The organism is Cylindrospermopsis curvispora GIHE-G1 (assembly GCF_014489415.1).
Taxonomy (GTDB): domain Bacteria; phylum Cyanobacteriota; class Cyanobacteriia; order Cyanobacteriales; family Nostocaceae; genus Raphidiopsis; species Raphidiopsis curvispora_A.
Map to the genome: position 1 here is coordinate 582116 of NZ_CP060822.1, position 24837 is coordinate 606952.

At 40.9% G+C, this 24837-nt stretch carries 21 protein-coding genes; 14 read left to right on the forward strand and 7 right to left on the reverse strand.

The genetic code is table 11. The features are described 5' to 3' along the window. Positions 1-1050: 1050 nt before the first annotated feature. The 3 genes from IAR63_RS18620 to IAR63_RS02870 all read left to right on the forward strand — a co-directional run bounded on the left by IAR63_RS18620 (position 1051) and on the right by IAR63_RS02870 (position 2571). The gene (locus tag IAR63_RS18620) at positions 1051-1188 is read left to right on the forward strand and encodes a DUF29 family protein (RefSeq protein ID WP_255356429.1); all 138 of its coding nucleotides are present in this window, start codon (positions 1051-1053) and stop codon (positions 1186-1188) included. A 4-nt stretch (positions 1189-1192) separates the two neighbouring features. Beyond that, positions 1193-1435 carry a DUF29 domain-containing protein gene (locus tag IAR63_RS18625; protein WP_255356430.1) on the forward strand — a complete coding sequence of 81 codons (243 nt, stop codon included), beginning with the start codon at positions 1193-1195 and terminating at the stop codon, positions 1433-1435. 194 nt (positions 1436-1629) lie between these two features. Then, the gene (locus IAR63_RS02870; protein ID WP_187706515.1) at positions 1630-2571 is read left to right on the forward strand and encodes a Fic family protein; all 942 of its coding nucleotides are present in this window, start codon (positions 1630-1632) and stop codon (positions 2569-2571) included. Between the two features lie 154 nt (positions 2572-2725). On the opposite strand, the gene IAR63_RS02875 is transcribed toward IAR63_RS02870, so the two are convergent. Beyond that, complete coding sequence (locus IAR63_RS02875; protein ID WP_057177415.1) at positions 2726-3190, reverse strand: DUF29 domain-containing protein; 465 nt, start codon at positions 3188-3190, stop codon at positions 2726-2728. A 369-nt stretch (positions 3191-3559) separates the two neighbouring features. On the opposite strand from IAR63_RS02875, the gene IAR63_RS02880 reads away from it, so the two are divergent. The 7 genes from IAR63_RS02880 (at position 3560) to IAR63_RS02910 (ending at position 15264) form a co-directional block, all read left to right on the forward strand. After that, entirely contained in the window at positions 3560-5116 is a 1557-nt protein-coding gene (locus tag IAR63_RS02880; protein ID WP_187706516.1) for an AAA-like domain-containing protein, read from the forward strand. Positions 5117-5418: 302 nt separating this feature from the next. Then, positions 5419-5859 (forward strand): DUF29 domain-containing protein, encoded by a 441-nt coding sequence (locus IAR63_RS02885; RefSeq protein WP_187706517.1) that lies wholly within the window; start codon positions 5419-5421, stop codon positions 5857-5859. Positions 5860-6381: 522 nt separating this feature from the next. After that, the gene (locus IAR63_RS02890) at positions 6382-7932 is read left to right on the forward strand and encodes an ATP-binding protein (RefSeq protein WP_187706518.1); all 1551 of its coding nucleotides are present in this window, start codon (positions 6382-6384) and stop codon (positions 7930-7932) included. 396 nt (positions 7933-8328) lie between these two features. After that, positions 8329-9879: an ATP-binding protein gene (locus IAR63_RS02895; protein WP_187706519.1), complete on the forward strand. Its 1551-nt coding sequence runs from the start codon at positions 8329-8331 to the stop codon at positions 9877-9879. Between the two features lie 203 nt (positions 9880-10082). Continuing rightward, positions 10083-11633 (forward strand): ATP-binding protein, encoded by a 1551-nt coding sequence (locus IAR63_RS02900; RefSeq protein WP_187706520.1) that lies wholly within the window; start codon positions 10083-10085, stop codon positions 11631-11633. 277 nt (positions 11634-11910) lie between these two features. Then, positions 11911-13452, forward strand: coding sequence for an ATP-binding protein (locus tag IAR63_RS02905; RefSeq protein WP_187706521.1), 1542 nt, complete (start codon positions 11911-11913; stop codon positions 13450-13452). A gap of 270 nt (positions 13453-13722) precedes the next feature. Next, positions 13723-15264 (forward strand): ATP-binding protein, encoded by a 1542-nt coding sequence (locus IAR63_RS02910; protein ID WP_187706522.1) that lies wholly within the window; start codon positions 13723-13725, stop codon positions 15262-15264. Positions 15265-15408: 144 nt separating this feature from the next. Here IAR63_RS02910 and IAR63_RS02915 read toward each other — a convergent pair whose 3' ends face one another. Beyond that, positions 15409-16161: a GUN4 domain-containing protein gene (locus IAR63_RS02915; RefSeq protein WP_187706523.1), complete on the reverse strand. Its 753-nt coding sequence runs from the start codon at positions 16159-16161 to the stop codon at positions 15409-15411. 113 nt (positions 16162-16274) lie between these two features. Next, entirely contained in the window at positions 16275-18221 is a 1947-nt protein-coding gene (locus IAR63_RS02920; protein WP_187707335.1) for a DNA polymerase III subunit gamma/tau, read from the reverse strand. 317 nt (positions 18222-18538) lie between these two features. On the opposite strand from IAR63_RS02920, the gene IAR63_RS02925 reads away from it, so the two are divergent. The 3 genes from IAR63_RS02925 to IAR63_RS02935 all read left to right on the forward strand — a co-directional run bounded on the left by IAR63_RS02925 (position 18539) and on the right by IAR63_RS02935 (position 21342). After that, a complete protein-coding gene (locus IAR63_RS02925; RefSeq protein ID WP_187706524.1) occupies positions 18539-19171 on the forward strand; it encodes a hypothetical protein in 633 nt (210 codons plus the stop codon). A 286-nt stretch (positions 19172-19457) separates the two neighbouring features. After that, positions 19458-20489 carry a 30S ribosomal protein S1 gene (locus tag IAR63_RS02930; RefSeq protein ID WP_187706525.1) on the forward strand — a complete coding sequence of 344 codons (1032 nt, stop codon included), beginning with the start codon at positions 19458-19460 and terminating at the stop codon, positions 20487-20489. A gap of 118 nt (positions 20490-20607) precedes the next feature. After that, a complete protein-coding gene (locus tag IAR63_RS02935) occupies positions 20608-21342 on the forward strand; it encodes an HAD family hydrolase (RefSeq protein WP_187706526.1) in 735 nt (244 codons plus the stop codon). A gap of 19 nt (positions 21343-21361) precedes the next feature. On the opposite strand, the gene IAR63_RS02940 is transcribed toward IAR63_RS02935, so the two are convergent. Next, positions 21362-22573, reverse strand: coding sequence for a tetratricopeptide repeat protein (locus tag IAR63_RS02940; RefSeq protein WP_187706527.1), 1212 nt, complete (start codon positions 22571-22573; stop codon positions 21362-21364). Between the two features lie 57 nt (positions 22574-22630). On the opposite strand from IAR63_RS02940, the gene IAR63_RS02945 reads away from it, so the two are divergent. Next, positions 22631-23410, forward strand: a complete 780-nt coding sequence (locus tag IAR63_RS02945; protein ID WP_187706528.1) for an ATP-binding cassette domain-containing protein — start codon at positions 22631-22633, stop codon at positions 23408-23410. An 8-nt stretch (positions 23411-23418) separates the two neighbouring features. On the opposite strand, the gene IAR63_RS02950 is transcribed toward IAR63_RS02945, so the two are convergent. The 3 genes from IAR63_RS02950 to psb35 all read right to left on the reverse strand — a co-directional run bounded on the left by IAR63_RS02950 (position 23419) and on the right by psb35 (position 24808). Beyond that, positions 23419-23976, reverse strand: a complete 558-nt coding sequence (locus IAR63_RS02950; RefSeq protein WP_187706529.1) for an NUDIX hydrolase — start codon at positions 23974-23976, stop codon at positions 23419-23421. 94 nt (positions 23977-24070) lie between these two features. Further along, on the reverse strand, positions 24071-24565 hold the full coding sequence (gene folK, locus IAR63_RS02955) for a 2-amino-4-hydroxy-6-hydroxymethyldihydropteridine diphosphokinase (protein ID WP_187706530.1): 495 nt from the start codon (positions 24563-24565) through the stop codon (positions 24071-24073). A gap of 48 nt (positions 24566-24613) precedes the next feature. Next, positions 24614-24808 carry a photosystem II assembly protein Psb35 gene (gene psb35 / locus IAR63_RS02960; protein ID WP_187706531.1) on the reverse strand — a complete coding sequence of 65 codons (195 nt, stop codon included), beginning with the start codon at positions 24806-24808 and terminating at the stop codon, positions 24614-24616. Positions 24809-24837 lie beyond the last annotated feature (29 nt).

Here is a 24837-nt window from a genome sequence, read left to right on the forward strand (position 1 = left end):
TGCTCACCTCTTTAGTAATATGTATAACTCGGTTCGCTCCACATACAAAAACCCGATTCATCCAAATATTTCAGGTCTATTTCTCCCGCAGCAGCAGACAATTCCAACATGTCTAGGTCTGCTTGCTTGATTTGTCTACTTTCTGGGTCTTGTTTTCCTTTGTGGCTTTTTCTGGATCGTTTCCAAATGGTCCCCTTTTTTGAGTACCCGTCTTAATTTGTCGGGACTCAATTTAACGAAGCGTCAGCTAATTGAACACTGTTATATCAATACTATTGCCAATTTTTCCAAATACGTCTGAAACCCTATTGATGTCGTTACGATTTTATTGCGTTTCAGGATTTTGGCTGAGGTATTGTTATATGTACCTCTTTTTTAAGGCATTCCTCCAAAAATACCATGTTTGACTCCTGGTATTTCTGTTTTCCTCCTCGACCAGGTTTTTCCCAAAGTCCTTCTAGACCAAGCTTTTCCCATTTATGTAAAACCTCTCTGACTGTTTGTGAAGTCCAGTATATCTTATCACCTCGGTAGATCCTATTTATTTATCTTGACATAGTTTGGTCTTTTAACGCCAACTTACTTAAATGGGTAATGAAGGTGTGCGTGACAAGCACCAAATCATTGAGGAGCCGTGTGAAGGGAAACTTTCATGCACGGTTTTGAAAACCAACGGGGTTGGTGACAACCTCGTTGAGTTTAATCCGACTAGTTTTGCTGTGGGTGATTATTGGTTATAGGTTAAAATTGAGACAGAGGTATCCTACCACTCGACTTTCCTAGCTACGGGTGAGTCTGGTTGGTACGAACTGAGATCCTGCGGACCGTCAAAGCTCTGCACCTTATGGTTTGGCTTATTTGTATTGAGCGGCTAATAATTTGCCTGATAGCAATCGTGTCAGATTTATTTTATAAGTCAAGGGAATATGGCGATTAATTTACATTTCTTTACAAAGGTGCCCGGGAGTGAATTCCCCAACCCAATTTATATTTATATATATAATGCTTTAGTAGTTGGGAGGGGCCCGCTTCTAATTGGAGCATATGTTAATGAGTAAAATTACTTATGAAAAGGACTTCTATAGGTGGGTTTACCAGCAATCTAACCTGCTACGGGAAGGGAAATTTGAGCAATTAGATTTAGGTCATTTGATTGAGGAATTAGAAGACTTGGGGAATCATCACTAGTTTGATGCAACTAATTGCCCATCTGCTCAAATGGCAAATTCAGTATTGGAAGCAGACAAATAGTTGGCGAGCAACTATCTGTGTTCAACGCACAGCTATTGCTAAATTGTTGAGGCGAAATCCTGGTCTAAAATCCCGTTTACAGGAAGCGTTAAATGAAAGCTGGTCGGAAGCTAGGGATTTAGCGATCGCCGAAACTGATTTACCAGATGAACAATTTCCTCAAGTGTGTCCATTTAGGTCATGAGTCCTGACTTTTGGCCTGATAGAGCGTGATAGCGCATTCGCTTCAAAAATACTCAATGCATAACCGGTAAAGAAATGTAAATTAATCGCCATATTCTCTAGACTTATGCAAAAAATCTGATGCTGTTGACAAGTAAATCATATCTCAACTATACTTTTAGAATCAGCAAACATTTAAGGTCGGACAATGTACGGATGCCAACAAGTTCTTATTCTCAGCTTTATGAACTGTTTATTGATCAGGTTATTGGTTTAAGTCAAAAAACAGATTTTTCCTTAACTGCTTTAATCAGTAACTATATTAGCATGAATTACCAGATTAAATTAGAACAAATAGATAAGTTAAAAGCCTGGTTAGATGAGTTTAGACCATTTGACCAAACAATAATCGCCGAAATCAAAAAGCTGTATGATGTCCGCTTTACTTATAACTCTAATGCCATTGAAGGCAATACTTTAACTCAAAGTGAAACTGAGTTAGTGTTAACCAAAGGAATTACAATTGGTGGGAAGACTCTTGATGAACATTTAGAGGTAGTTGGACATAAGGAGGCGATTGACTATATTGAAAGTTTAGCACAAAAAGATACAGTAATTAATGAATGGGAAATTAAACAAGTTCACAATCTAATTCTGAGGAAAATTCACCCTGATGAAGCGGGTTGTTATCGGCAATTAGATGTAATGGCAGCAGGGACAAATTATATTTATCCTCCCCATTATTTACTGTCTCAATTAATGACAGATTTTGTGATCTGGCTCAATTCAGATGCTGCTTTAACACTCCATCCTGTAGAATATGCAACCATGGCACATTATCGTTTTGTTTCTATCCATCCTTTTCGAGATGGGAATGGCAGAACGGCTAGATTATTAATGAATTTATTGTTAATTCGTGCCGGATACCCTATTGTAGTGATTAATAATCAAATTCGTAATGATTATATTCATGCTTTGTCCTATGGACAACGAAACCAAGATGATTTAAATCAGTTGTTTGATTTGGTTTGTGATGCTACTATCAGTTCATTAGTGGAAACTTTAAGGTTATTAGTAACTGCGAGTAGTAGTAGGGAAAAAGGGCGGGTTTTTTATCAGGAAATTACTGATTTTATTGATAATTTTTTGATAAAATAAGCAAAGATGTTTTAGATAAGATGCAAGCACAGGGAATGAGAATTTCAGAAAATCTCGCTGGCTCTTGATTAACCACTGTCTAGTTTCTGCAAATAACGACCCAACATCTGTTGCATTAATTAGGGTATATTTGAATTTATTTCAAGCTAAAATCTTAAATCGGAAACCAATTCTCATTTAAAATTGTCTCCAGGTCAGTAGTAGGTTCGACTGGGAAAGTAATGAGCGGTAATTGAGATCGCCTGGCAGCAATTTCCCTTGCGTCTTGATAACATTCTATAAATATCTCTTTTAGATAGGTATTGAGGCTGGGACTCGCTTTTAATTCTCTTTTGATCTGTTTACGAAAGTTAGTGATTTCGGCTTGCCAATGCGCTAAATTTGTCGGTTTTTCTGACTCCCAGTAAGTGCTTTTCAGCAGGTGTTCTATTAACAGGGTGAGCAAACTTTGCATGCGTCTTTTCTCCCGTCTACTCAAATCCCGCACCTCATCGATTAAGTTATTCCAGTCAACGGAGTTAAAGTCACGACTCTCCAGTTGTTTCACAGTTTCGAGTACCCAGAGATGGTAATCACTGTCGTATAAGGTGGGTTGCACCTGCGATAATTTGGTTTGCATTCTTACTTATCCTGCGGTTGGCTTGGGCTATTTTAAAGCGTGCTTTAAATTACACTTTATAATATTGGTACAGAAAACCCCTGACACTCGACCCTGGTAGCTGTGGGTGTCGGGTTGGTACGAACTGAGATCATGTAGACCGTCAAAGCTCTGCACCTTAATGGTTCGGCTTATATTTTATTTAGATTTGGGCAGCTATCTATTAATTACCCTAGTGTCACTTAATTATATCAAATTTTTTTTATTAAGTCAAGGAAATATGGGGATTAATTTACACTTCTTTACAAAGTTGGCCGTAGGGGAGTGAATTCTCCAACATTTCCAAATAAATGTGTAAACTTAAAGAGTTCACCTATTACCAAAATCATCATGACTCGCTGGTTTAATATTGCAGGTCCATGTTCAAACGATATCCACTATGTCCTATCTCCCACAGTCAGATTACCAGACTTAGAGGCGTTAATTCAACAACGTAGTTATTTTGTCCTACACGCACCACGACAAACAGGGAAAACCACTGCCATGTTATCCCTAGCAAAACAACTTACCGACAGCGGAAATTATGCCGCAGTCATGGTATCCGTAGAAGTAGGCAGTGCATTTAATCATGATCCTACCACCGCAGAATTGGCAATTTTAGGGGCATGGTATAATACAATAAATATCTACTTACCCAAAGAATTACAACCACCTGTTAAACAATGGCAACAGGAAGAACCAGGAAATAGAATTAATGATTTTTTATCAGCTTGGGCAAAAGCTATAGATCGTCCCATAGTATTATTTATAGATGAAATTGATTCTTTACAAGACCAAACATTAATTTCAGTTTTAAGACAGTTAAGAGATGGTTTTCCTAAACGTCCAGAAAATTTTCCCTCATCAGTAGGATTAATTGGTTTACGAGATGTGCGAGATTATAAAGTAGCATCGGGAGGTAGTGACAGATTAAATACTTCTAGTCCTTTTAATATAAAAGTTGCTTCTCTGACTATGAGAAATTTTAATCTTGTAGAAGTAGGAGAATTATATCAACAACATACAGAAGCAACTGGACAAATTTTCACACGAGAAGCAATAGAAACAGCCTTTTATTTAACCCAAGGACAACCTTGGTTAGTGAATGCTTTAGCTAAAGAAATTGTAGAAAAAATGGTAAAAGATAGAAACATTACTATTATTAAAGAACATATTTTAACAGCTAAAGAAATATTAATTAATCGTCAAGATACTCATTTAGATAGTTTAGCCGAAAGACTTAGAGAAAAACGAGTTAAAAATATTATTGAACCCATTTTAGCAGGTCAAACATTACCTGACACTTTAGCAGATGATCGCCAATATTTAATAGATTTAGGATTATTAAGACGTGATCCAATGGGGGGATTAGTTATTTCTAACCCCATATATCGTGAAGTAATTCCCCGTGTTTTAGTCCAAGGAACTCAGGATAGTTTACCTTTAATTAGTCCTAGTTGGTTGACTGCAAATGGTGAATTAAATATAGATAGGTTATTAACTGCATTTCTCAAATTTTGGCGACAACATGGAGAACCTTTATTAAGTAGTGCTGCTTATCATGAAATTGCACCCCATATAGTATTAATGGCTTTTTTACATCGTGTGGTTAATGGTGGAGGAGTTTTAGAAAGAGAATATGCCATTGGTAGCGATAGAATGGATTTATGTCTGCGTTATAAAGATGTTATTTTAGGGATTGAATTGAAAGTGTGGCGGGATAAAAAACGCGATCCTCAAGGTGATGGAATTGAACAATTAGAATCTTATTTAGGGCGTTTGGGTTTAGATTTTGGTTGGTTATTTATCTTTGATAGACGGAAAAATGCCTTACCTATGGAAGAAAGGTTATCAACTGAGGTTGTGGTGACAGAAAATCAATATAGAATTACTGTGATTAGGGCGTAAATGTTGATTTATTCCAATACCTTAACCCCAAAATCATCTACAATCAAAATTTCGGCGTTGCATATTTGCGGGACGAACTGGCATCCGAAATCGTTGAAAATTTGGGTAAATCATCCCATGGTTCAGCAACGCCATAAAACTATAAAATGATTGCATCAGATTTATTTTATAAGTCAAGGGAATATGGCGATTAATTTACATTTCTTTACAAAACTGGCCGTAGGGGAGTGAATTCCCCAGGATTTACATATATAATGTTTTAGTAGTTGGGAGGGGCCCGCTTCTAATTGGAACATATGTTAATGAGTAAAATTACTTATGAAAAGGACTTCTATAGCTGGGTTTACCAGCAATCTAACCTGCTACGGGAAGGGAAATTTGAGCAATTAGATTTAGGTCATTTGATTGAGGAATTAGAAGACTTGGGGAATCGTCACTACGACCAACTTGAATCTCGTTTGATGCAACTAATTGCCCATCTGCTCAAATGGCAAATTCAGTATTGGAAGCAGACAAATAGTTGGCGAGCAACTATCCGTGTTCAACGCACAGCTATTGCTAAACTGTTGAGGCGAAATCCCGGTCTAAAATCCCGTTTGCAGGAAGCGTTAAATGAAAGCTGGTCGGAAGCGAGGGATTTAGCGATCGCTGAAACTGATTTACCAGATGAACAATTTCCTCAAGTGTGTCCATTTTCCTTGGAACAGGTCATGAGTCCTGACTTTTGGCCTGATAAAGCGTGATAGCGCATTCGCTCCAAAAATACTCAACCCAAACTACAATCAGTATAAATTACCTACGACAAAGCCAGTCGGTTGAAAACCGACTTTCGCTTTGAGACAGGGAATTGATTCCCTGTCTCCCCCACAGACAGTCTCCAGGTGTGGGTTAATTCCTTGGCGAGCTCCTATAGGGAGTGCTTCGCAATCGCCCTTTTAATTTAAAATAAATTCACATACACCATAATTGATATAACACATGTTGGGTTTCGTTCCTCAACCCAGCTACAATCAATATAAATTACCTAGGAGAAAACCAGTCGGTTGAAAACCGACTTGCGCTTTGAGACAGGGAATTGATTCCCTGTCTCCCCCACGGACAGTCTCCAGGCGTGGGTTAATTTAACCAAATCACGGGTAATTGGCGAGCTCCTGTAGGGAGTGCTTCGCAATCGCCCTTTTAATTTAAAATAAATTTACATAAATAACCCCGGTGATTGAATTAGAGATAAACTAGGATAAGATAATAAGCACATATTCATTAGTATGAACCCCAAAAATCTTCCTCTGGGGATCAACACCCTAGATAAACTACGCGGGAGCAACTGCGTTTATGTGGACAAAACACGGCTTGCCTTGCAGTTGATAAAACAGCCTGGAGCTTTCTTTCTGTCTCGTCCCCGGCGTTTTGGCAAAAGTCTGTTTGTAGATACCCTCAAGGAGATTTTTGAAGGGAATCAGAAATTATTTGAGGGGCTTTATATCCATGACCAGTGGGACTGGAGCAGAAAATTCCCAGTGATTAAAATAGACTTTGCTGGTGGGGTATTAAAAAACCGACAAGAGCTGGATCAAAAAATTAATGGTATTTTTTTAAAAACTGCCCATTCCCTAGGAGTGGACTATGAACTAGAGGATATTCAAGGTCGTTTCGGAGAAATTATTGCGGGTGCATACCAACGATTTGGAGAAAGGACCGTGGTGCTGGTAGATGAATACGACAAACCCATCCTGGACAATATAGACAATCCACCTATTGCTTCGGAAATGAGGGAAGGACTCAAGAATCTATACTCAGTCCTCAAGGAACAGGATGCCAACATCCAGTTCATCTTCATGACTGGAGTCACCAAATTCTCCAAAGTCAGCCTTTTCAGTGGGTTAAATCAACTTACCGACATTACCATCAGTAGGGACTTTTCCACCATTTGTGGGTATACCCAGGAAGATTTGGAGCAAACCTTTGCCCAGCACTTGCAAGGAGTAGACTGGGATAAACTGCGCCTCTGGTATAATGGGTACTCGTGGCGTGGTGAGTCAGTATATAACCCCTACGATATCCTACTGTTTATCCGCGAGGGAATGGAGTATGGCAACTACTGGTTTGAGACAGGGAACCCCACCTTTTTAATTAAGTTGTTTCAGACCAACCGCTACTTCCTTCCCAACCTGGAGCATCTGGAAGTAACCGAGGAGATTTTAAAGTCCTTTGAAATAGAACGAATTAACCCAGTCACCCTGTTATTCCAATCCGGGTATTTGACTATTGAGAGCACCTTTACTGCTATGGAACGTTCCATGTTCCGACTGAAAATCCCCAACCAGGAAGTGAAAGTCGCCTTAGGAGACCAATTAGTCAACGCCTACACGGATTTTGTAGAAGAGAAATTGGGCATTCAGAGACCTTTATATGAATATTTATTTCAAGGTGATGTGAATGGGTTTTTGGACACAGTCAGACGCCTGTTTGCCTCTATCCCCTGGCGTAACTTTAACAACAATCACCTGGCTAATTTTGAGGGATACTACGCTTCTGTACTATATGCTTTCTTGAGTTCCTTAAATGCGCGCATCATCCCCGAAGACATCACCAACTATGGTCAAGCGGACATAACTGCCATCCTGGGTGATCATATTTACGTGATGGAAATCAAAGTAGTAGATGGAGAGAGTGTGAAAGAGAACCTAGCCTTAAAACAGATACGGGAATGTAACTATGCGCAAAAGTATAGAGGAGAACCGGGAAAAACAGTCCATGAAGTAGGGTTGGTATTCAGCCGCAGCAAACGTAACCTCATTCAAGCAGATTGGGAATAAATTAAAATAAACAGACTAACCTACAACATAATCACCCACTGTAAAACCAGTCGGTTGAAAACCGACTCGCCCTTTTAATTTAAAATAAATTCACATACACCATAATTGACATAACACATGTTGGGTTTCGTTCCTCAACCCAGCTACAATCAATATAAATTACCTACGACAAAACCAGTCGGTTGAAAACCGACTTGCGCTTTGAGACAGGGAATTGATTCCCTGTTTCCCCCACGGACAGTCTCCAGGCGTGGGTTAATTTAACCAAATCACGGGCAATTGGCGAGCTCCTGTAGGGAGTGCTTCGCAATCGCCCTTTTAATTTAAAATAAATTTACATAAATAACCCCGGTGATTGAATTAGAGATAAACTAGGATAAGATAATAAGCATTAGTATGAACCCCAAAAATCTTCCTCTGGGGATCAACACCCTAGATAAACTACGCGGGAGCAACTGCGTTTATGTGGACAAAACACGGCTTGCCTTGCAGTTGATAAAACAGCCTGGAGCTTTCTTTTTGTCTCGTCCCCGGCGTTTTGGCAAAAGTTTGTTTGTAGATACCCTCAAGGAGATTTTTGAAGGGAATCAGAAATTATTTGAGGGGCTTTATATCCATGACCAGTGGGACTGGAGCAGAAAATTCCCAGTGATTAAAATAGACTTTGCTGGTGGGGTATTAAAAAACCGACAAGAGCTGGATCAAAAAATTAATGGTATTTTTTTAAAAACTGCCCAGTACCTAGGAGTGGACTATGAACTAGAGGATATTCAAGGTCGTTTCGGAGAAATTATTGCGGGTGCATACCAACGATTTGGAGAAAGGACCGTGGTGCTGGTAGATGAATACGACAAACCCATCCTGGACAATATAGACAATCCACCTATTGCTTTGGAAATGAGGGAAGGACTCAAGAATCTATACTCAGTCCTCAAGGAACAGGATGCCAACATCCAGTTCATCTTCATGACTGGAGTGACCAAATTCTCCAAAGTCAGCCTTTTTAGCGGGTTAAATCAACTTACCGACATTACCATCAGTAGGGACTTTTCCACCATTTGTGGGTACACCCAGGAAGATTTGGAGCAAACCTTCGCCCAGCACCTGCAAGGAGTAGACTGGGATGAACTGCGCCTCTGGTATAATGGATACTCATGGCGTGGTGAGTCAGTATATAACCCCTATGATATCTTACTGTTTATCCGTGAGGGAATGGAGTATGGCAACTACTGGTTTGAGACAGGGAACCCCAGCTTTTTAATTAAGTTGTTTCAGACCAACCGCTACTTCCTCCCCAACCTGGAGCATCTGGAGGTAACCGAGGAGATTTTAAAATCCTTTGAAATAGAACAAATCAACCCAGTTACCCTGTTGTTCCAATCCGGGTATCTGACCATTGAGCGTACCTTTACCCGTCACCGACGTTCCATGTTTGCCCTGAAAATACCCAACATGGAGGTTCGCCTGACATTAAACGACCAGTTCATCAACGTATACACAGGAATGGTGAATGAAAAGACCGCTATTCAAGATATCCTTTATGAGTGTATGTGGAATGGGGATTTGGAATCAATAGTGAAGGCGATAAAGCGTCTATTTGCAGGTATTCCTTGGCGCAACTTTACCAACAATCACCTAGCTGATTTCGAGGGTTACTACGCTTCTGTACTATATGCTTTCTTGAGTTCCTTAAATGCGCGCATCATCCCCGAAGACATCACCAACTATGGTCAAGCGGACATAACTGCCATCCTGGGTGATCATATTTACGTGATGGAAATCAAAGTAGTAGATGGAGAGAATGTGAAAGAGAACCTAGCCTTAAAACAGATACGGGAATGTAACTATGCGCAAAAGTATAGAGGAGAACCGGGAAAAACAGTCCATGAGGTGGGACTGGTATTCAGCCGCAGCAAACGTAACCTCATTCAAGCAGATTGGGAATAAATTAAAATAAACAGACTAACCTACAACATAATCACCCACGGCAAAACCAGTCGGTTGAAAACCGACTTGCGCTTTGAGACAGGGAATTGATTCCCTGTCTCCCCCACGGACAGTCTCTTAATTTAAAATAAATTCACATAAATAACCCCGGTGATTGAATTAGAGATAAACTAAAATAAGATAATAAGCACATATTCATTAGTATGAACCCCAAAAATCTTCCCCTGGGGATCAACACCCTAGATAAACTACGCGGGAGCAACTGCGTTTATGTGGACAAAACACGGCTTGCCTTGCAGTTGATAAAACAGCCTGGAGCTTTCTTTTTGTCTCGTCCCAGGCGTTTTGGCAAAAGTTTATTTTTAGATACCCTCAAGGAGATTTTTGAGGGGAATCAGAAATTATTTGAGGGGCTTTATATCCATGACCAGTGGGACTGGGGCAGAAAATTCCCAGTGATTAAAATAGATCTTGCTGGCGGGGTATTAAAAAACCGACAAGAGCTGGATCTGCGCATACTGGATATTTTGCACGAAAATGCAGAGCATCTGGGTGTATCCTACGAGTCAACTGATATACCGGGAAAATTAGGAACTTTAATTCGTAAAGCCATGGCAAAATATGGACAACGTGCTGTGGTGCTGGTGGATGAATACGACAAACCCATCCTGGACAATATAGACAATCCACCTATTGCTTTGGAAATGAGGGAAGGACTCAAGAATCTATACTCAGTCCTCAAGCAACAGGATGCCAACATCCAGTTCATCTTCATGACTGGAGTGACCAAATTCTCCAAAGTCAGCCTTTTTAGCGGGTTAAATCAACTTACCGACATTACCATCAGTAGGGACTTTTCCACCATTTGTGGGTATACCCAGGAAGATTTGGAGCAAACCTTCGCCCAGCACCTGCAAGGAGTAGACTGGGATGAACTGCGCCTCTGGTATAATGGATACTCGTGGCGTGGTGAGTCAGTATATAACCCCTATGATATCTTACTGTTTATCCGTGAGGGAATGGAGTATGGCAACTACTGGTTTGAGACAGGGAACCCCAGCTTTTTAATTAAGTTGTTTCAGACCAACCGCTACTTCCTCCCCAACCTGGAGCATCTGGAGGTAACCGAGGAGATTTTAAAATCCTTTGAAATAGAACAAATCAACCCAGTTACCCTGTTGTTCCAATCCGGGTATCTGACCATTGAGCGTACCTTTACCCGTCACCGACGTTCCATGTTTGCCCTAAAAATACCCAACATGGAGGTTCGCCTGACATTAAACGACCAGTTCATCAACGTATACACAGGAATGGTGAATGAAAAAAGCGCTATTCAAGATATCCTTTATGAGTGTATGTGGAATGGGGATTTGAAATCAATAGTGAAGGCGATAAAGCGTCTATTTGCAGGTATTCCTTGGCGCAACTTCACCAACAATCACCTAGCTGATTTCGAGGGTTACTACGCTTCTGTACTATATGCTTTCTTGAGTTCCTTAAATGCGCGAATCATCCCCGAAGACATCACCAACTATGGTCAAGCGGACATAACTGCCATGCTGGGTAATCATATTTACGTGATGGAAATCAAAGTAGTAGATGGAGAGAATGTGAAAGAGAACCTAGCCTTAAAACAGATACGGGAATGTAACTATGCGCAAAAGTATAGAGGAGAACCGGGAAAAACAGTCCACGAAGTAGGGTTGGTATTCAGCCGCAGCAAACGTAACCTCATTCAAGCAGATTGGGAATAAATTAAAATAAACAGACTAACCTACAACATAATCACCCACGGCAAAACCAGTCGGTTGAAAACCGACTTGCGCTTTGAGACAGGGAATTGATTCGCTGTCTCCCCCACGGACAGTCTCCAGGCGTAGGTTAATTTAAGCAAATCACGGGTAATTGGCGAGCTCCTATAGGGAGTGCTTCGCAATCTCCCTTTTAATTTAAAATAAATTCACATAAATAACCCCGGTGATTGAATTAGAGATAAACTGGGATTAAGATAATAGGCAGATATTCATTAGTATGGACCCCAAAAATCTCCCGTTGGGAATCAACACTCTGAGTGTGCTGCGGGAAAACAATTGCGTCTACGTGGACAAAACCGAAATAGCTCACCGTCTGATACGCATTCCTGGACGCTTCTTTTTGTCTCGTCCCCGGCGTTTTGGCAAAAGTTTGTTTGTAGATACCCTCAAGGAGATTTTCGAGGGGAATCAGAAATTATTTGAGGGGCTTTATATCCATGACCAGTGGGACTGGAGCAGAAAATTCCCAGTGATTAAAATAGATTTTGCTGGTGGGGTATTAAAAAACCGACAAGAGCTGGATCTGCGCATACTGGATATTTTGCACGAAAATGCAGAGCATCTGGGTGTGTCCTACGAGTCAAATGATATACCGGGAAAATTAGGAACTTTAATTCGTAAAGCCATGGCAAAATATGGACAACGTGCTGTGGTGCTGGTGGATGAATACGACAAACCCATCCTGGACAATATAGACAATCCACCTATTGCTGCTGAAATGAGGGAAGGACTCAAGAATCTATACTCAGTCCTCAAGCAACAGGATGCCAACATCCAGTTCATCTTCATGACTGGAGTCACCAAATTCTCTAAAGTCAGCCTTTTCAGTGGGTTAAATCAACTTACCGACATTACCATCAGTAGGGACTTTTCCACCATTTGTGGGTACACCCAGGAAGATTTGGAGCAAACCTTCGCCCAGCACCTGCAAGGAGTAGACTGGGATGAACTGCGCCTCTGGTATAATGGATACTCGTGGCGTGGTGAGTCAGTATATAACCCCTATGATATCTTACTGTTTATCCGTGAGGGAATGGAGTATGGCAACTACTGGTTTGAGACAGGGTTTTTAATTAAGCTGTTTCAGACCAACCGCTACTTCCTCCCCAATCTGGAGCATCTGGAGGTAACCGAGGAGATTTTAAAGTCCTTTGAAATAGAACGAATCAACCCAGTTACCCTGTTATTCCAATCCGGGTATGTGACCATTGAGCGTACCTTTACCCGTCACCGACGTTCCATGTTTGCCCTAAAAATACCCAACATGGAGGTTCGCCTGACATTAAACGACCAGTTCATCAACGTATACACAGGAATGGTGAATGAAAAAAGCGCTATTCAAGATATCCTTTACGAGTGTATGTGGAATGGGGATTTGGAATCAATAGTGAAGGCGATAAAGCGTCTATTTGCAGGTATTCCTTGGCGCAACTTCACCAACAATCACCTAGCTGATTTCGAGGGTTACTACGCTTCTGTACTATATGCTTTCTTGAGTTCCTTAAATGCGCGCATCATCCCCGAAGACATCACCAACTATGGTCAAGCGGACATAACTGCCATCCTGGGTGATCATATTTACGTGATGGAAATCAAAGTAGTAGATGGAGAGAATGTGAAAGAGAACCTAGCCTTAAAACAGATACGGGAATGTAACTATGCGCAAAAGTATAGAGGAGAACCGGGAAAAACAGTCCATGAAGTGGGGTTGGTATTCAGCCGCAGCAAACGTAACCTCATTCAAGCAGATTGGGAATAAATTAAAATAAACAGACTAACCTACAACATAATCACCCACGGCAAAACCAGTCGGTTTTCAACCGACTTGCGCTGTCGGGTAAGGGAATTGATTCCCTGTCTCCCCCACGGACAGTCTCCAGGCGTAGGTTAATTTAAGCAAATCACGGGTAATTGGCGAGCTCCTATAGGGAGTGCTTCGCAATCGCCCTTTTAATTTAAAATAAATTCACATAAATAACCCCGGTGATTGAATTAGAGATAAACTGGGATTAAGATAATAAGCATTAGTATGAACCCCAAAAATCTCCCGTTGGGAATCAACACCATGAGTGTGCTGCGGGAAAACAATTGTGTCTACGTGGACAAAACCGAAATAGCTCACCGTCTGATACGCATTCCTGGACGCTTCTTTTTGTCTCGTCCCCGGCGTTTTGGCAAAAGTTTGTTTGTAGATACCCTCAAGGAGATTTTCGAGGGGAATCAGAAATTATTTGAGGGGCTTTATATCCATGACCAGTGGGACTGGAGCAGAAAATTCCCAGTGATTAAAATAGACTTTGCTGGTGGGGTATTAAAAAACCGACAAGAGCTGGATCAAAAAATTAATGGTATTTTTTTAAAAACTGCCCATTCCCTAGGAGTGGACTATGAACTAGAGGATATTCAAGGTCGTTTCGGAGAAATTATTGCGGGTGCATACCAACGATTTGGAGAAAGGACCGTGGTGCTGGTAGATGAATACGACAAACCCATCCTGGACAATATAGACAATCCACCTATTGCTGCTGAAATGAGGGAAGGACTCAAGAATCTATACTCAGTCCTCAAGGAACAGGATGCCAACATCCAGTTCATCTTCATGACTGGAGTCACCAAATTCTCCAAAGTCAGCCTTTTCAGTGGGTTAAATCAACTCACCGACATTACCATCAGTAGGGACTTTTCCACCATTTGTGGGTACACCCAGGAAGATTTGGAGCATACTTTTGCCCAGCACTTGCAAGGAGTAGACTGGGATAAACTGCGCCTCTGGTATAATGGGTACTCGTGGCGTGGCGATTCCGTGTATAACCCCTACGATATTCTACTGTTTATCCGTGAGGGAATGGAGTATGGCAACTACTGGTTTGAGACAGGGTTTTTAGTTAAGCTGTTTCAGACCAACCGCTACTTCCTTCCCAACCTGGAGCATCTGGAAGTAACCGAGGAGATTTTAAAGTCCTTTGAAATAGAACGAATTAACCCAGTCACCCTGTTATTCCAATCCGGGTATTTGACTATTGAGAGCACCTTTACTGCTATGGAACGTTCCATGTTCCGACTGAAAATCCCCAATCAGGAAGTAAAAGTCGCCTTAGGAGACCAATTAGTCAACGCCTACACGGATTTTGTAGAAGAGAAATTGGGCATTCAGAGACCTTTATATGAATATTTATTTCAAGGTGATGTGAATGGGTTTTTGGACACAGTCAGACGCCTATTTGCCTCTATCCCCTGGCGTAACTTTAACAACAATCACCTAGCTGATTTCGAGGGTTACTACGCTTCTGTACTATATGCTTTCTTGAGTTCCTTAAATGCGCGCATCATCCCCGAAGATATCACCAATTATGGTCAAGCGGACATAACTGCCATCCTGGGTGATCATATTTACGTGATGGAAATCAAAGTAGTAGATGGAGAGAATGTGAAAGAGAACCTAGCCTTAAAACAGATACGGGAATGTAACTATGCGCAAAAGTATAGAGGAGAACCGGGAAAAACAGTCCACGAAGTAGGGTTGGTATTCAGCCGCAGCAAACGTAACCTCATTCAAGCAGATTGGGGATAAATTAAAATAAACTATATTGGGTTTTATTAACTAAATCACCCGCGACAAAACCAGTCGGTTGAAAGCGGAAGTAGCGAGTGATTGGCAATCCCATTCTCTAATTTAACACACCGGAGAGCGTTACTGGAGATTAACCGTAAAATCTTACAATCCATCATCCACATCTCCCCATAGGGGTAGATGACCAACTGGTGCGGTAATGGCAAAGTTAATATGGGAGTAGTCAAGCCATTTTCCTTCCCTTCTCCATCCCACCTGATCTCCAAATGCTCTCCAAATTAGAAGATCGTAGTTTTTACCCCCTCCCAAACTCTGATATATTCGTCGCTGGACGGAGAAACCAAATTTTCCACCACTGTGTTCTAACCATAATTGGTCAATGATATGCAGGTCAAAACAGGGAAAATTCTCAATGTCCTGTAACTGTAAGTACCCTTGTTCTGTTCGTTTTGCCACTATCAACATTATCTTTTCTGTTTCCAGATCTGCTTGTTTCCAGTTTTTGTCCTTGAGTAATTTATTTAGTTTTGTATAAATATTAACTGTTGGTTCATCCGCTTTTAGTGATGACCCTTGAGAGGTATGAGATGTGTCCGTGATGAGTGTTTTGTTATTATTGAGAGAGCTAATTAATCCACCACATTTAAATAATAGACCATAGACTACATCCTTGACTTCTGGGGTTTCTTGTTTGTCGTTGAGAATGGAAAGGAGGAACTTTGTCCCCTCCTTTCCGTAGTTTAAGGCTTGCTGTATTATTTCTGTCCTTCTGTTAGGTGGAGAGCTGTAATAGTTGATTATCAATCCTGCTATTCCACTGATAGCAGGATTGTTTGGGACATTGTTGATGCTAATTAGGGCGGCATCGTATTTGGACAATTCTATTGTGTTGCTCATGAATACAGTGGCGGATAGTTTTTACATGGTTCTGACTACAACAGTTTTCATGAGATTACGGTTTGATCGGCACATTTTATATACGCGAAAACTTTGTCACTTTACATGAGTGGTTAATACTCATAGTCATCCAGATTGTATACTTCTAGGTCACCATCCATTGATGCACCAATTCCTGCTAGGTCAAAGTTGTCATCTGTGAGCTGAGTGATTTGTCCGGAGAAGAATTCAGCCAAACTTTTAGATGCTTTAGCTACTTGACTCTCATCCCAATTAGAAACTGACCCATTGGATGTAGGTGATTGATTGGTTGTGACTACGGAATCTGGTTCCCTGTTGTGTTGATGGGATGGAGTGCTTGGATGAGGGGTTAACTTATTGACTAGTGGTAGGTTACTAGCTGGATTATTAACTATTGTGTGAACCGTTTCAATTTTGGGTGATGGGGTTGGTGTGGTTGGTGGTTGATAAACACGAGTGGAATCTTCCGGTGTGGAATTTCTTCTGGTGGTGGTAGCTGGGGAGGAATTTGTCTTTTCTAACTGAATCTGAATATGACGCTGAAAGGTCTGATGAAAGGCATTTTGAATAATCCCTAGGTCTGACTTACCTTTCTCGTACCATGCTTGTTTAATGCCAATCTTGGCTAAATTACCATCGAATTCTAATAGTTGACTCATCTGACGGAGCATTTCTCTCCTGGATGCTGGTTGAAGATTGGCCAGTACTTGATACCAAATTTGATTTAGGTCGTATTCGGATGATGGCGGTATTTCTTGTCTTGTTATATTGGGTGTTTTATCAGACCCATTGGGTACTGCTTCTGATGAGCTGGATATAGCTTGTTCTAAACTATGAGGGTTTGGTTGTTGATACGTGTGAGATGGTGGCACATTGTAGTTAGTCCCATTCTGGTTTTGTATAGTCGGTGTATAGACTGATGGGCTAGATGGAGCTACCATAGAGTTCTGGGTAATAGGTAGTAGTCCTAGTAGTGTCACTTCTAGCCATAAACGTGGCTGGGTGGTACTCTTTAATTGCACCTCGGCTGTTCTTAATTGTTGCTGTCCACGTAAAATAAATGTTATGTCTAATTTAGCTGCAAAGCTAACTAATTGTTGCCAGGTTTCTTGAGTACAACTGACTAGATCCTGACGGCTAGAAGCAGTTTTAGCTATCAGTAAATCTCGGTAAAAAGCCCCCAGGTTTTGGAGAATAATTAGGGGTTCTCGACCCCTGTCTAAAATCTTGCGCGTGTGATCTAATACTTTCTCACTGTCATTTTGGGCGATCGCCTGTAATAGGGCAAATAAATCCTTTTCGCTAACGGATCCGACCAGATCCCAAACCTGCTCTGGGGAAACTTCTCCGGGTAATAAAGCCAATTGGTCCAATAAACTTTCAGCATCTCGTAAACCCCCCTGAGATATTTGGGCCACTAGGGTAATAGCGTCTTGGGAAATAGGGATATTTTCATTATGAGCGATTTTAGATAAATGTTTGACCATTGCTTCCAACTGAATCCGGCGAAAGTCAAATCTTTGACAACGGGAAATAATAGTTGGCAATACTCTTTGAGGGTCAGTTGTGGCCAGGACAAAAACTACGTGTTTAGGAGGTTCCTCTAAAGTTTTAAGTAATGCGTTAAATGCTGCTGCACTTAACATGTGACACTCATCAATTACATAAACCTTGTATCGACACTGTACGGGTGCGAATTGGGCTTTTTCTATTAGTTCGCGAATATTATCTACACCCGTATTACTAGCAGCGTCAATTTCAATCACATCCAGGGAATAACCCTTGGTAATGCCTTGACAAATATCACATACACCGCAGGGGGTGGGAGTGGGATGACCACTTTGGAGACAATTTAATGATTTGGCTAAAATCCGGGCACTGGAAGTTTTCCCCGTACCCCTGGGACCTGTAAACAAATAAGCTGGAGCAATCTTAACCAAACTAATAGCATTTGTTAGGGTGGTGGCAATTGCTTCCTGTCCAACCAGTTCAGCAAAACTCTTGGGGCGATACTTATGGTGTAGGGGCTCGTAGGACATGGGTAGTCTAGTTTCTATACCAGAATATAATTGAAATTCGACCAGTGAATAGGCTTTAATTCTAGGCAATTGTGAAACAAACATTATCAGTAAAGATTTAACCGTGTTAAACCTATTTAGTAGAAAACTACAGAAATGGGAGATTCTAATCGGATGCTGCCCAACGATTATAACTCACTCTTGAGAAATAGGTTTTCCAACAAAATTTTTGATTTAAAGGAGGTTCCAGAACTCCTACCTGGCTAAAGCTATATAATGTTTACCGGATTGTGTCAATAAAGGTAAACCTTTGCTTCCAAAATTAAATGATAGAACAGATGTTAAACCGTGTAGTTAAATGGCTTAAACAAATTCTAAAAAGAGTGTTTCAAGCCTTGTCTTGTCAAAGACGTAGATCTAGCCAGTCGCCACAAAATGGTGAGGAAAAGACTATACCACCCCTAAGTGACACAGATTTAGAATTTTTGTTCACAGAACTGTTGGCAGGGGTTCGTCAGGCCAAGGGACGCACCTGGGCGCGAAACTGGTTACATCAAATTGAACATCGGGTCACTACTGAGCGATGGTTAGACTGGTTAGGCAAGTTTGGTAATAAATTATTAAATTCCAAAAATCCCCACAACGAGATAGCATCTCGTCTAGTACAGTTAGGGGAGTTAGATGTGGGTGAGGTAGGTGATCTAGCCTATGAGGTAGGCATGGAGCTATTAACCCGGACTCCCATAGAACCAATATGGGAATATGACGGACCTGACAGGGAAGTAGTAGAAAGTCCAGCAGAGGAAAACCTATCCCCAGGAGAACAAATAGTAACTCAGGATGATTTATTGGCTATTTTACGGGAAAATGAACCCCTGCGCCGACAAATATCCCAAAATCTACAAATAGACTCAGATGATCCCCAGGTGATTCTTGAGGGTATAATCAACCAAGGAAAAGAAAATCTCTAAGTGGCTTGGGCTACCAACCTCCCAGACTTTTTATTTGTTGTCCAAGAGTTGGAAAAAATTTTTAGATGTGATAGAATAATCTATCTGGAAGATAATATGTGTAAGCCTAGCTTCCGGGCTAGGATCAGGTAAGGATGTAAGTGTAGATTTACAAGGAACTGGCAAAGGACCCCCCTGTGGGATAGCTTAACTAGTTTTTTGCTACACTATAAACAATCGCCTTATGGCATATAGATCGTTAACTTTGACAAAAACTTACGGAGACTAGAACCAGGAACAAATCAGCATGGTCAATCAGAACTTAACCGCCAAAGAAATTGGATTTACTCACGAAGATTTCGCTGCTCTACTTGATAAGTACGATTATCACTTCAGCCCTGGTGATATTGTACCAGGTACAGTGTTTAGTATAGAGCCGCGTGGCGCTCTGATTGACATTGGTGCTAAAACAGCAGCATACATACCTATACAGGAAATGTCTATTAACCGGGTGGATGCCCCGGAAGAGGTCTTACAATCAAATGAAACGCGGGAATTTTTCATTCTCACTGATGAAAACGAAGATGGTCAGTTGACTCTGTCTATTCGTCGTATTGAATACATGAGAGCATGGGAAAGAGTGCGGCAATTACAGAAAGAAGATGCCACTGTCCGTTCTGATGTTTTTGCGACTAATCGTGGCGGTGCATTAGTACGAATCGAGGGACTCAGGGGTTTCATTCCCGGTTCCCATATTAGCACTCGCAAGCCCAAAGAAGAACTAGTAGGGGAACAATTGCCCTTAAAATTCCTAGAAGTGGATGAGGAGCGTAACCGCTTGGTCCTCTCCCATCGTCGGGCACTGGTTGAACGTAAGATGAACCGCTTGGAAGTGGGAGAGGTAGTAATTGGCACTGTTCGCGGCATCAAACCTTACGGTGCATTTATTGATATTGGTGGTGTAAGCGGACTACTGCACATCTCTGAAATATCTCAGGAACATATAGACACGCCCCATAGTGTATTTAATGTAAATGACGAAGTCAAAGTCATGATCATTGATTTAGATGCTGAGAGAGGTCGTATTTCTCTATCTACCAAGCAATTGGAGCCTGAACCCGGGGACATGATTAAGAATCGTGATTTAGTCTATGACAAGGCTGAAGAAATGGCAGCTAAGTATAGGGAACAAATGTTAGCTAAACAGCAGGGTATTGCCGTTGCACCAGTGGAAGGAGCGGAAACCGCACCGGTGGAACAACTAGAAGTAGTTGCCCAAACAGAAGTTCCACCAGCAATTGAAGTGGAAGAAGAAATCCCGTTGGCCGTTGAAGAGTAACATATCTGTTGTGGTTATCTACAACAAAACACTTAAACAAGAGGGTAACTCCCCTCTTTTTTGTTTTGCTAACTGGCATTGTTAATCTTAATTAATCTTATAGGGGTTAGGCTCTAACATGGCTACTATTAAATGTGGTGAGGTTGTATTTTCAGATATTCAGGCAGTTTTATTCGATAAAAACGGTACTTTAGAAGACTCAGAAGATTTTCTAAGATCCCTAGGTCAAAAAGCAGTAAGACTAATAGACGCACAAATTCCCGGTATTGGGGAACCATTGTCAATGGCATTGGGGATTAGTGGAGATGTTTTAGATTTAACAGGTTTAATGGCCGTAGCCAGTCGTAAGGAAACGGAAATTGCTGCTGCTGCTTACATTGCTGAAACTGGTAGGGGATGGTTTGATTGTTTAAAAATTGCCCGTCAAGCTTTAGAAGAAGCTCATGAATATATTGGACAAAACCCATCCCCTTTATATCCAGGAGTTTTAGATCTGTTTGAGTTATTATCATCCCGGGGAATAAAACTGGGGATTCTTTCAGCTGCGACCACTAGAGGAGTGGAGCAGTTTGTCACCTGTTATGGTTTGAGAGACTATCTAGAATTAGAAATGGGGGTGGATGAAGGCCTTGGTAAACCAGATCCTAGATTGTTTCTACAAGCTTGTGAGACCCTAGGTGTGCAGCCTCAAAATGCTTTAATGGTAGGGGATTCTATAGGTGATATGCAAATGGCACGAGATGCTAAAGCAGGGGGTTGTATAGGGATTATCTGGAACAATAACTTGGCACAGGTAAGGGGAGCGGATGTGGTTATCCATCAACTTACTGACATCCGAGTTTTAACTGATTAATGGTGGTGATTTGGAAATCTCACGGTTTCAATCCAGCAATTTTCTGGACAAAATAACCCTCTTGGTATTTTAATTCTCGGGCAATTTTTAATCCCTGCTCAAAAGCTATTAAAGCGTTGGCACTTTCTTCTTTCTGTAAATAAATATCCCCTAGTTGATCATAGGCTTGCATTAGCCCGTAATAATTTCTGGCTAGGGTTTGGGTTTCTAGTAGAATTTTACTAGCTTGTAATGCTTCTCGAGTTTGATTTTGGGAACGATAAAGATCAATTAGTTTTTCTAATGCTTCACCAGCACTTAGATACATTTGTAATTGCCAGGCAATAATATAAGCCTCTTGATAACTGTTTAATGCTGGTTGGAGAAAGGAAGGATTTTTCGGGATTAGGGACTGATAATTTTCTGCTATTGCTATTTTTAAGCGGGGAATTGCCCCCTGTTTGTCTTGTTGATTGTAAATTGATGCCAACTCATTGAGTATGTTAATTGCTTTAAGGGGTTGTTTGCTTTGTTCGAAAATATAAGCCAGTTGTTGTAGGTATTTTAATTGGCTGGTTTTATCACCTCTATTTGCTGCTAAATTCAGTAGTTCTTGATATGTAATAGCTGCTTGGGAATAATTAAACCAGTTGAGATGTAGCTCACCTATTTGATTGAGAGTTTCCACCTCACCAACAGGGTCGTTATCACGTTTGACCAAACCTAGAACCTGCTCATAAACCTTCACTGCTAACTGGGGAGAACGCAAATTTTGATATGCTACCCCTAGCGATCGCCATAATTGTAAATCAGCACTTTTTTCATTCCGTAACTGGGTTTCAATTTTCCGTAAGCTCTCCGTGATATACTGTACTTGTTGTGGATTATTTTCTCCCCAGGCAATTGCACCTACTCTTGATATTGCTTGTACCTGTGATAACAGTCCTAAGAATCGCCTTAGTCGCAATTCTCGATTCCATATAGAAAAAGCAGTTTCTTGATCTCCACTTTCTAACCTGATTGTAGCCTGTTGATTCAACTCATCTAAGGCGGCTTCTAAGGTTTTTAATTCTTCCGTGGTTAATGGTTTTTTTTTGACAGAACTCCTAATGAGGGAGTCTGGTATATTAATTTCTAAGGGATTGGGGGAAAACTTATCTATTGTTGGTTTTCGATTTTGTGCCAATGTGACAAAAGTGGACAAATGGCAGATAATGATACTAACTATTACATACTTTAATGATTTGAGCATAAAGCACCCATCTCCTGTAAATAAACCGTGAAATTACCATATTTAGGCCTATCCCTTATGAGTAAACTCATCCCCGCCCTGAGCATCAAAAATTTTAACTTTTATTACAACAGTCGAAAAATCCTTGAGGGCGTATCAATGAATATATCTCAAAACAAGATCACAGCCATGATTGGGCCTAGCGGGTGTGGTAAATCGACTTTTCTAAAATCTCTTAACCGTATGAGTGAACTAGAAGGAGAAGTGAAATTAGAAGGGACAGTAGAATTTTTTGGACAAAATATCTATGGTAAACGGGTAAATTTAAATCGTCTTCGCCGTCAGATTAGTATAATCTATGCCATACCAAATCTTTTCCCCATGAGCATCTATGACAATGTGGTCTACGGGGTGAAATTAATTGGCTGGCGTCCCAAAGCAGAATTAGATGAAATAGTAGAGATGGCACTCAAGAAGGCAAATATTTGGGAGGAGTTGAAAAATAAACTGCACAAATCGGCCTTAGAATTGTCTATGGGACAACAACAAATACTTTGTATTGCCCGATCCCTAGCTGTAAAACCACAGGTACTATTAATAGATGAATTTTGTCTGGGACTAGACCCCATTGCCATTAGAAAGATGGAAGAACTCATAGAGTGTTTGCGATCAGAGTTAACAATTGTCTTTATTTCTCACAATATACAGCAGGTTTTACGACTATCAGATTTTACTGCCATATTTCAATACAATCAAAATCATATTGGGAAGCTGGCGGATTTTGGTCCTAGCAAAAGAATCATAGCCAATAGTTTTCACTATCGGACTCGGGATTCTATAGGTGGCTATTGGCGATAAGGTAGGTTTTAATATTTTAGGAACAAAAAGGAACGAGCTAAGAAAAAGCTGGTAATAGTTTTGGCATCTATATGCTCTCCCCTATCAATAGCAGCTTCCAATTCTTCAGGGGTTAAAAATACGGTTTCAATATCTTCGTCTTCATCTTGCTGGGGGGGTGTTTCCAGTTTTTCTAAATCCCGAGCTAAAAAAGCATAGATAATTTCATCGGAATAACCAGGGGCTAGGAAAAATTCTCCTAACTTGTGCCACTGATGAGCTTTGTAACCAATTTCTTCTTGAATTTCTCTTTGTACTGTTGTCAAGGGCTTTTCATTGGGTTCCACAGTACCAGCGGGAAATTCTAACAACCTTCCCTGAACTGCAAAACGATATTGGCGCACCAGAATTAATTTGCCATCATCAGTAACTGGGATGGCTAAAGCACCACCGGGATGACGAATACACTCCCATTCTCCTTCTGACTTGTTAGGTAACCGTAAACGACTCACTTCAAAGTCGAATTTGCGACCCTTATGGAATAAACGCTGCTTAAGCAACTGTGGCAATTCTCTACCTAATGGCATAATAAAGTTCTAATTTTGGCAACTACTAGGAATACATACGGGGAGTAAGTGGTACAATCAGGGTCTTTCTGCGGATAATAATTTTCACAGCTGGTCAAGCACCACTAACCAAGTGTACATCAGAATGGTCTACATTTCTCAATAGATTCCTAATTGTCATTCCAGATATGGGATCTTGCCAATCTCCAGCAATTTCTTCTAAGGGAACTAACACAAAACCTCGTTCATACATTCGGGGATGGGGAATTTGCAGGTTAGACTGATTTAAAATTAGGTTATCATACATTAACAAGTCCAAATCTAGGGTTCTTGCTCCCCAACGTTCTAGACGCACGCGACCGAACTTTTGTTCTAATGCCAATAAGCTAGCTAATAGATCCTGAGGTGACATTGTCACCTCAAGTATGGCACAAGCATTTAAATAATCTGGTTGAGGTGGCCCTACAGCCTTAGTTCTATAGAAACTAGATCTAGCTTTTATAAGTAAGTCTGGGGTTTGGGATAATGTATCTAAACATGCTGATAAGATTTTGGCTGAATCGCCCAGGTTACTGCCTAGGGCAATTGCAGTTTTATGAGTACTCCCCATGTTAACTAGGTCCAAAACCAAGGTTCGGTGAGTTTTGATCAGTTTTGATTATTCCTTATCAATCTTGGGAACAAAATCAGGACGATCCTTACTTTCCCAACCTGGGGGACGTTTAGAATTGTACCAAGCGATTGAACCAATAGTAACCGCAGCAACAAAGCCAACCACATAGACTAAGGTGAAGGCCAATGGAAACTGATTACCAGCGGCCACGGGCGCTGCTTCTAGTAATATTAAACTCATGAGTGTTTTATCCCACTGTTTACAATATA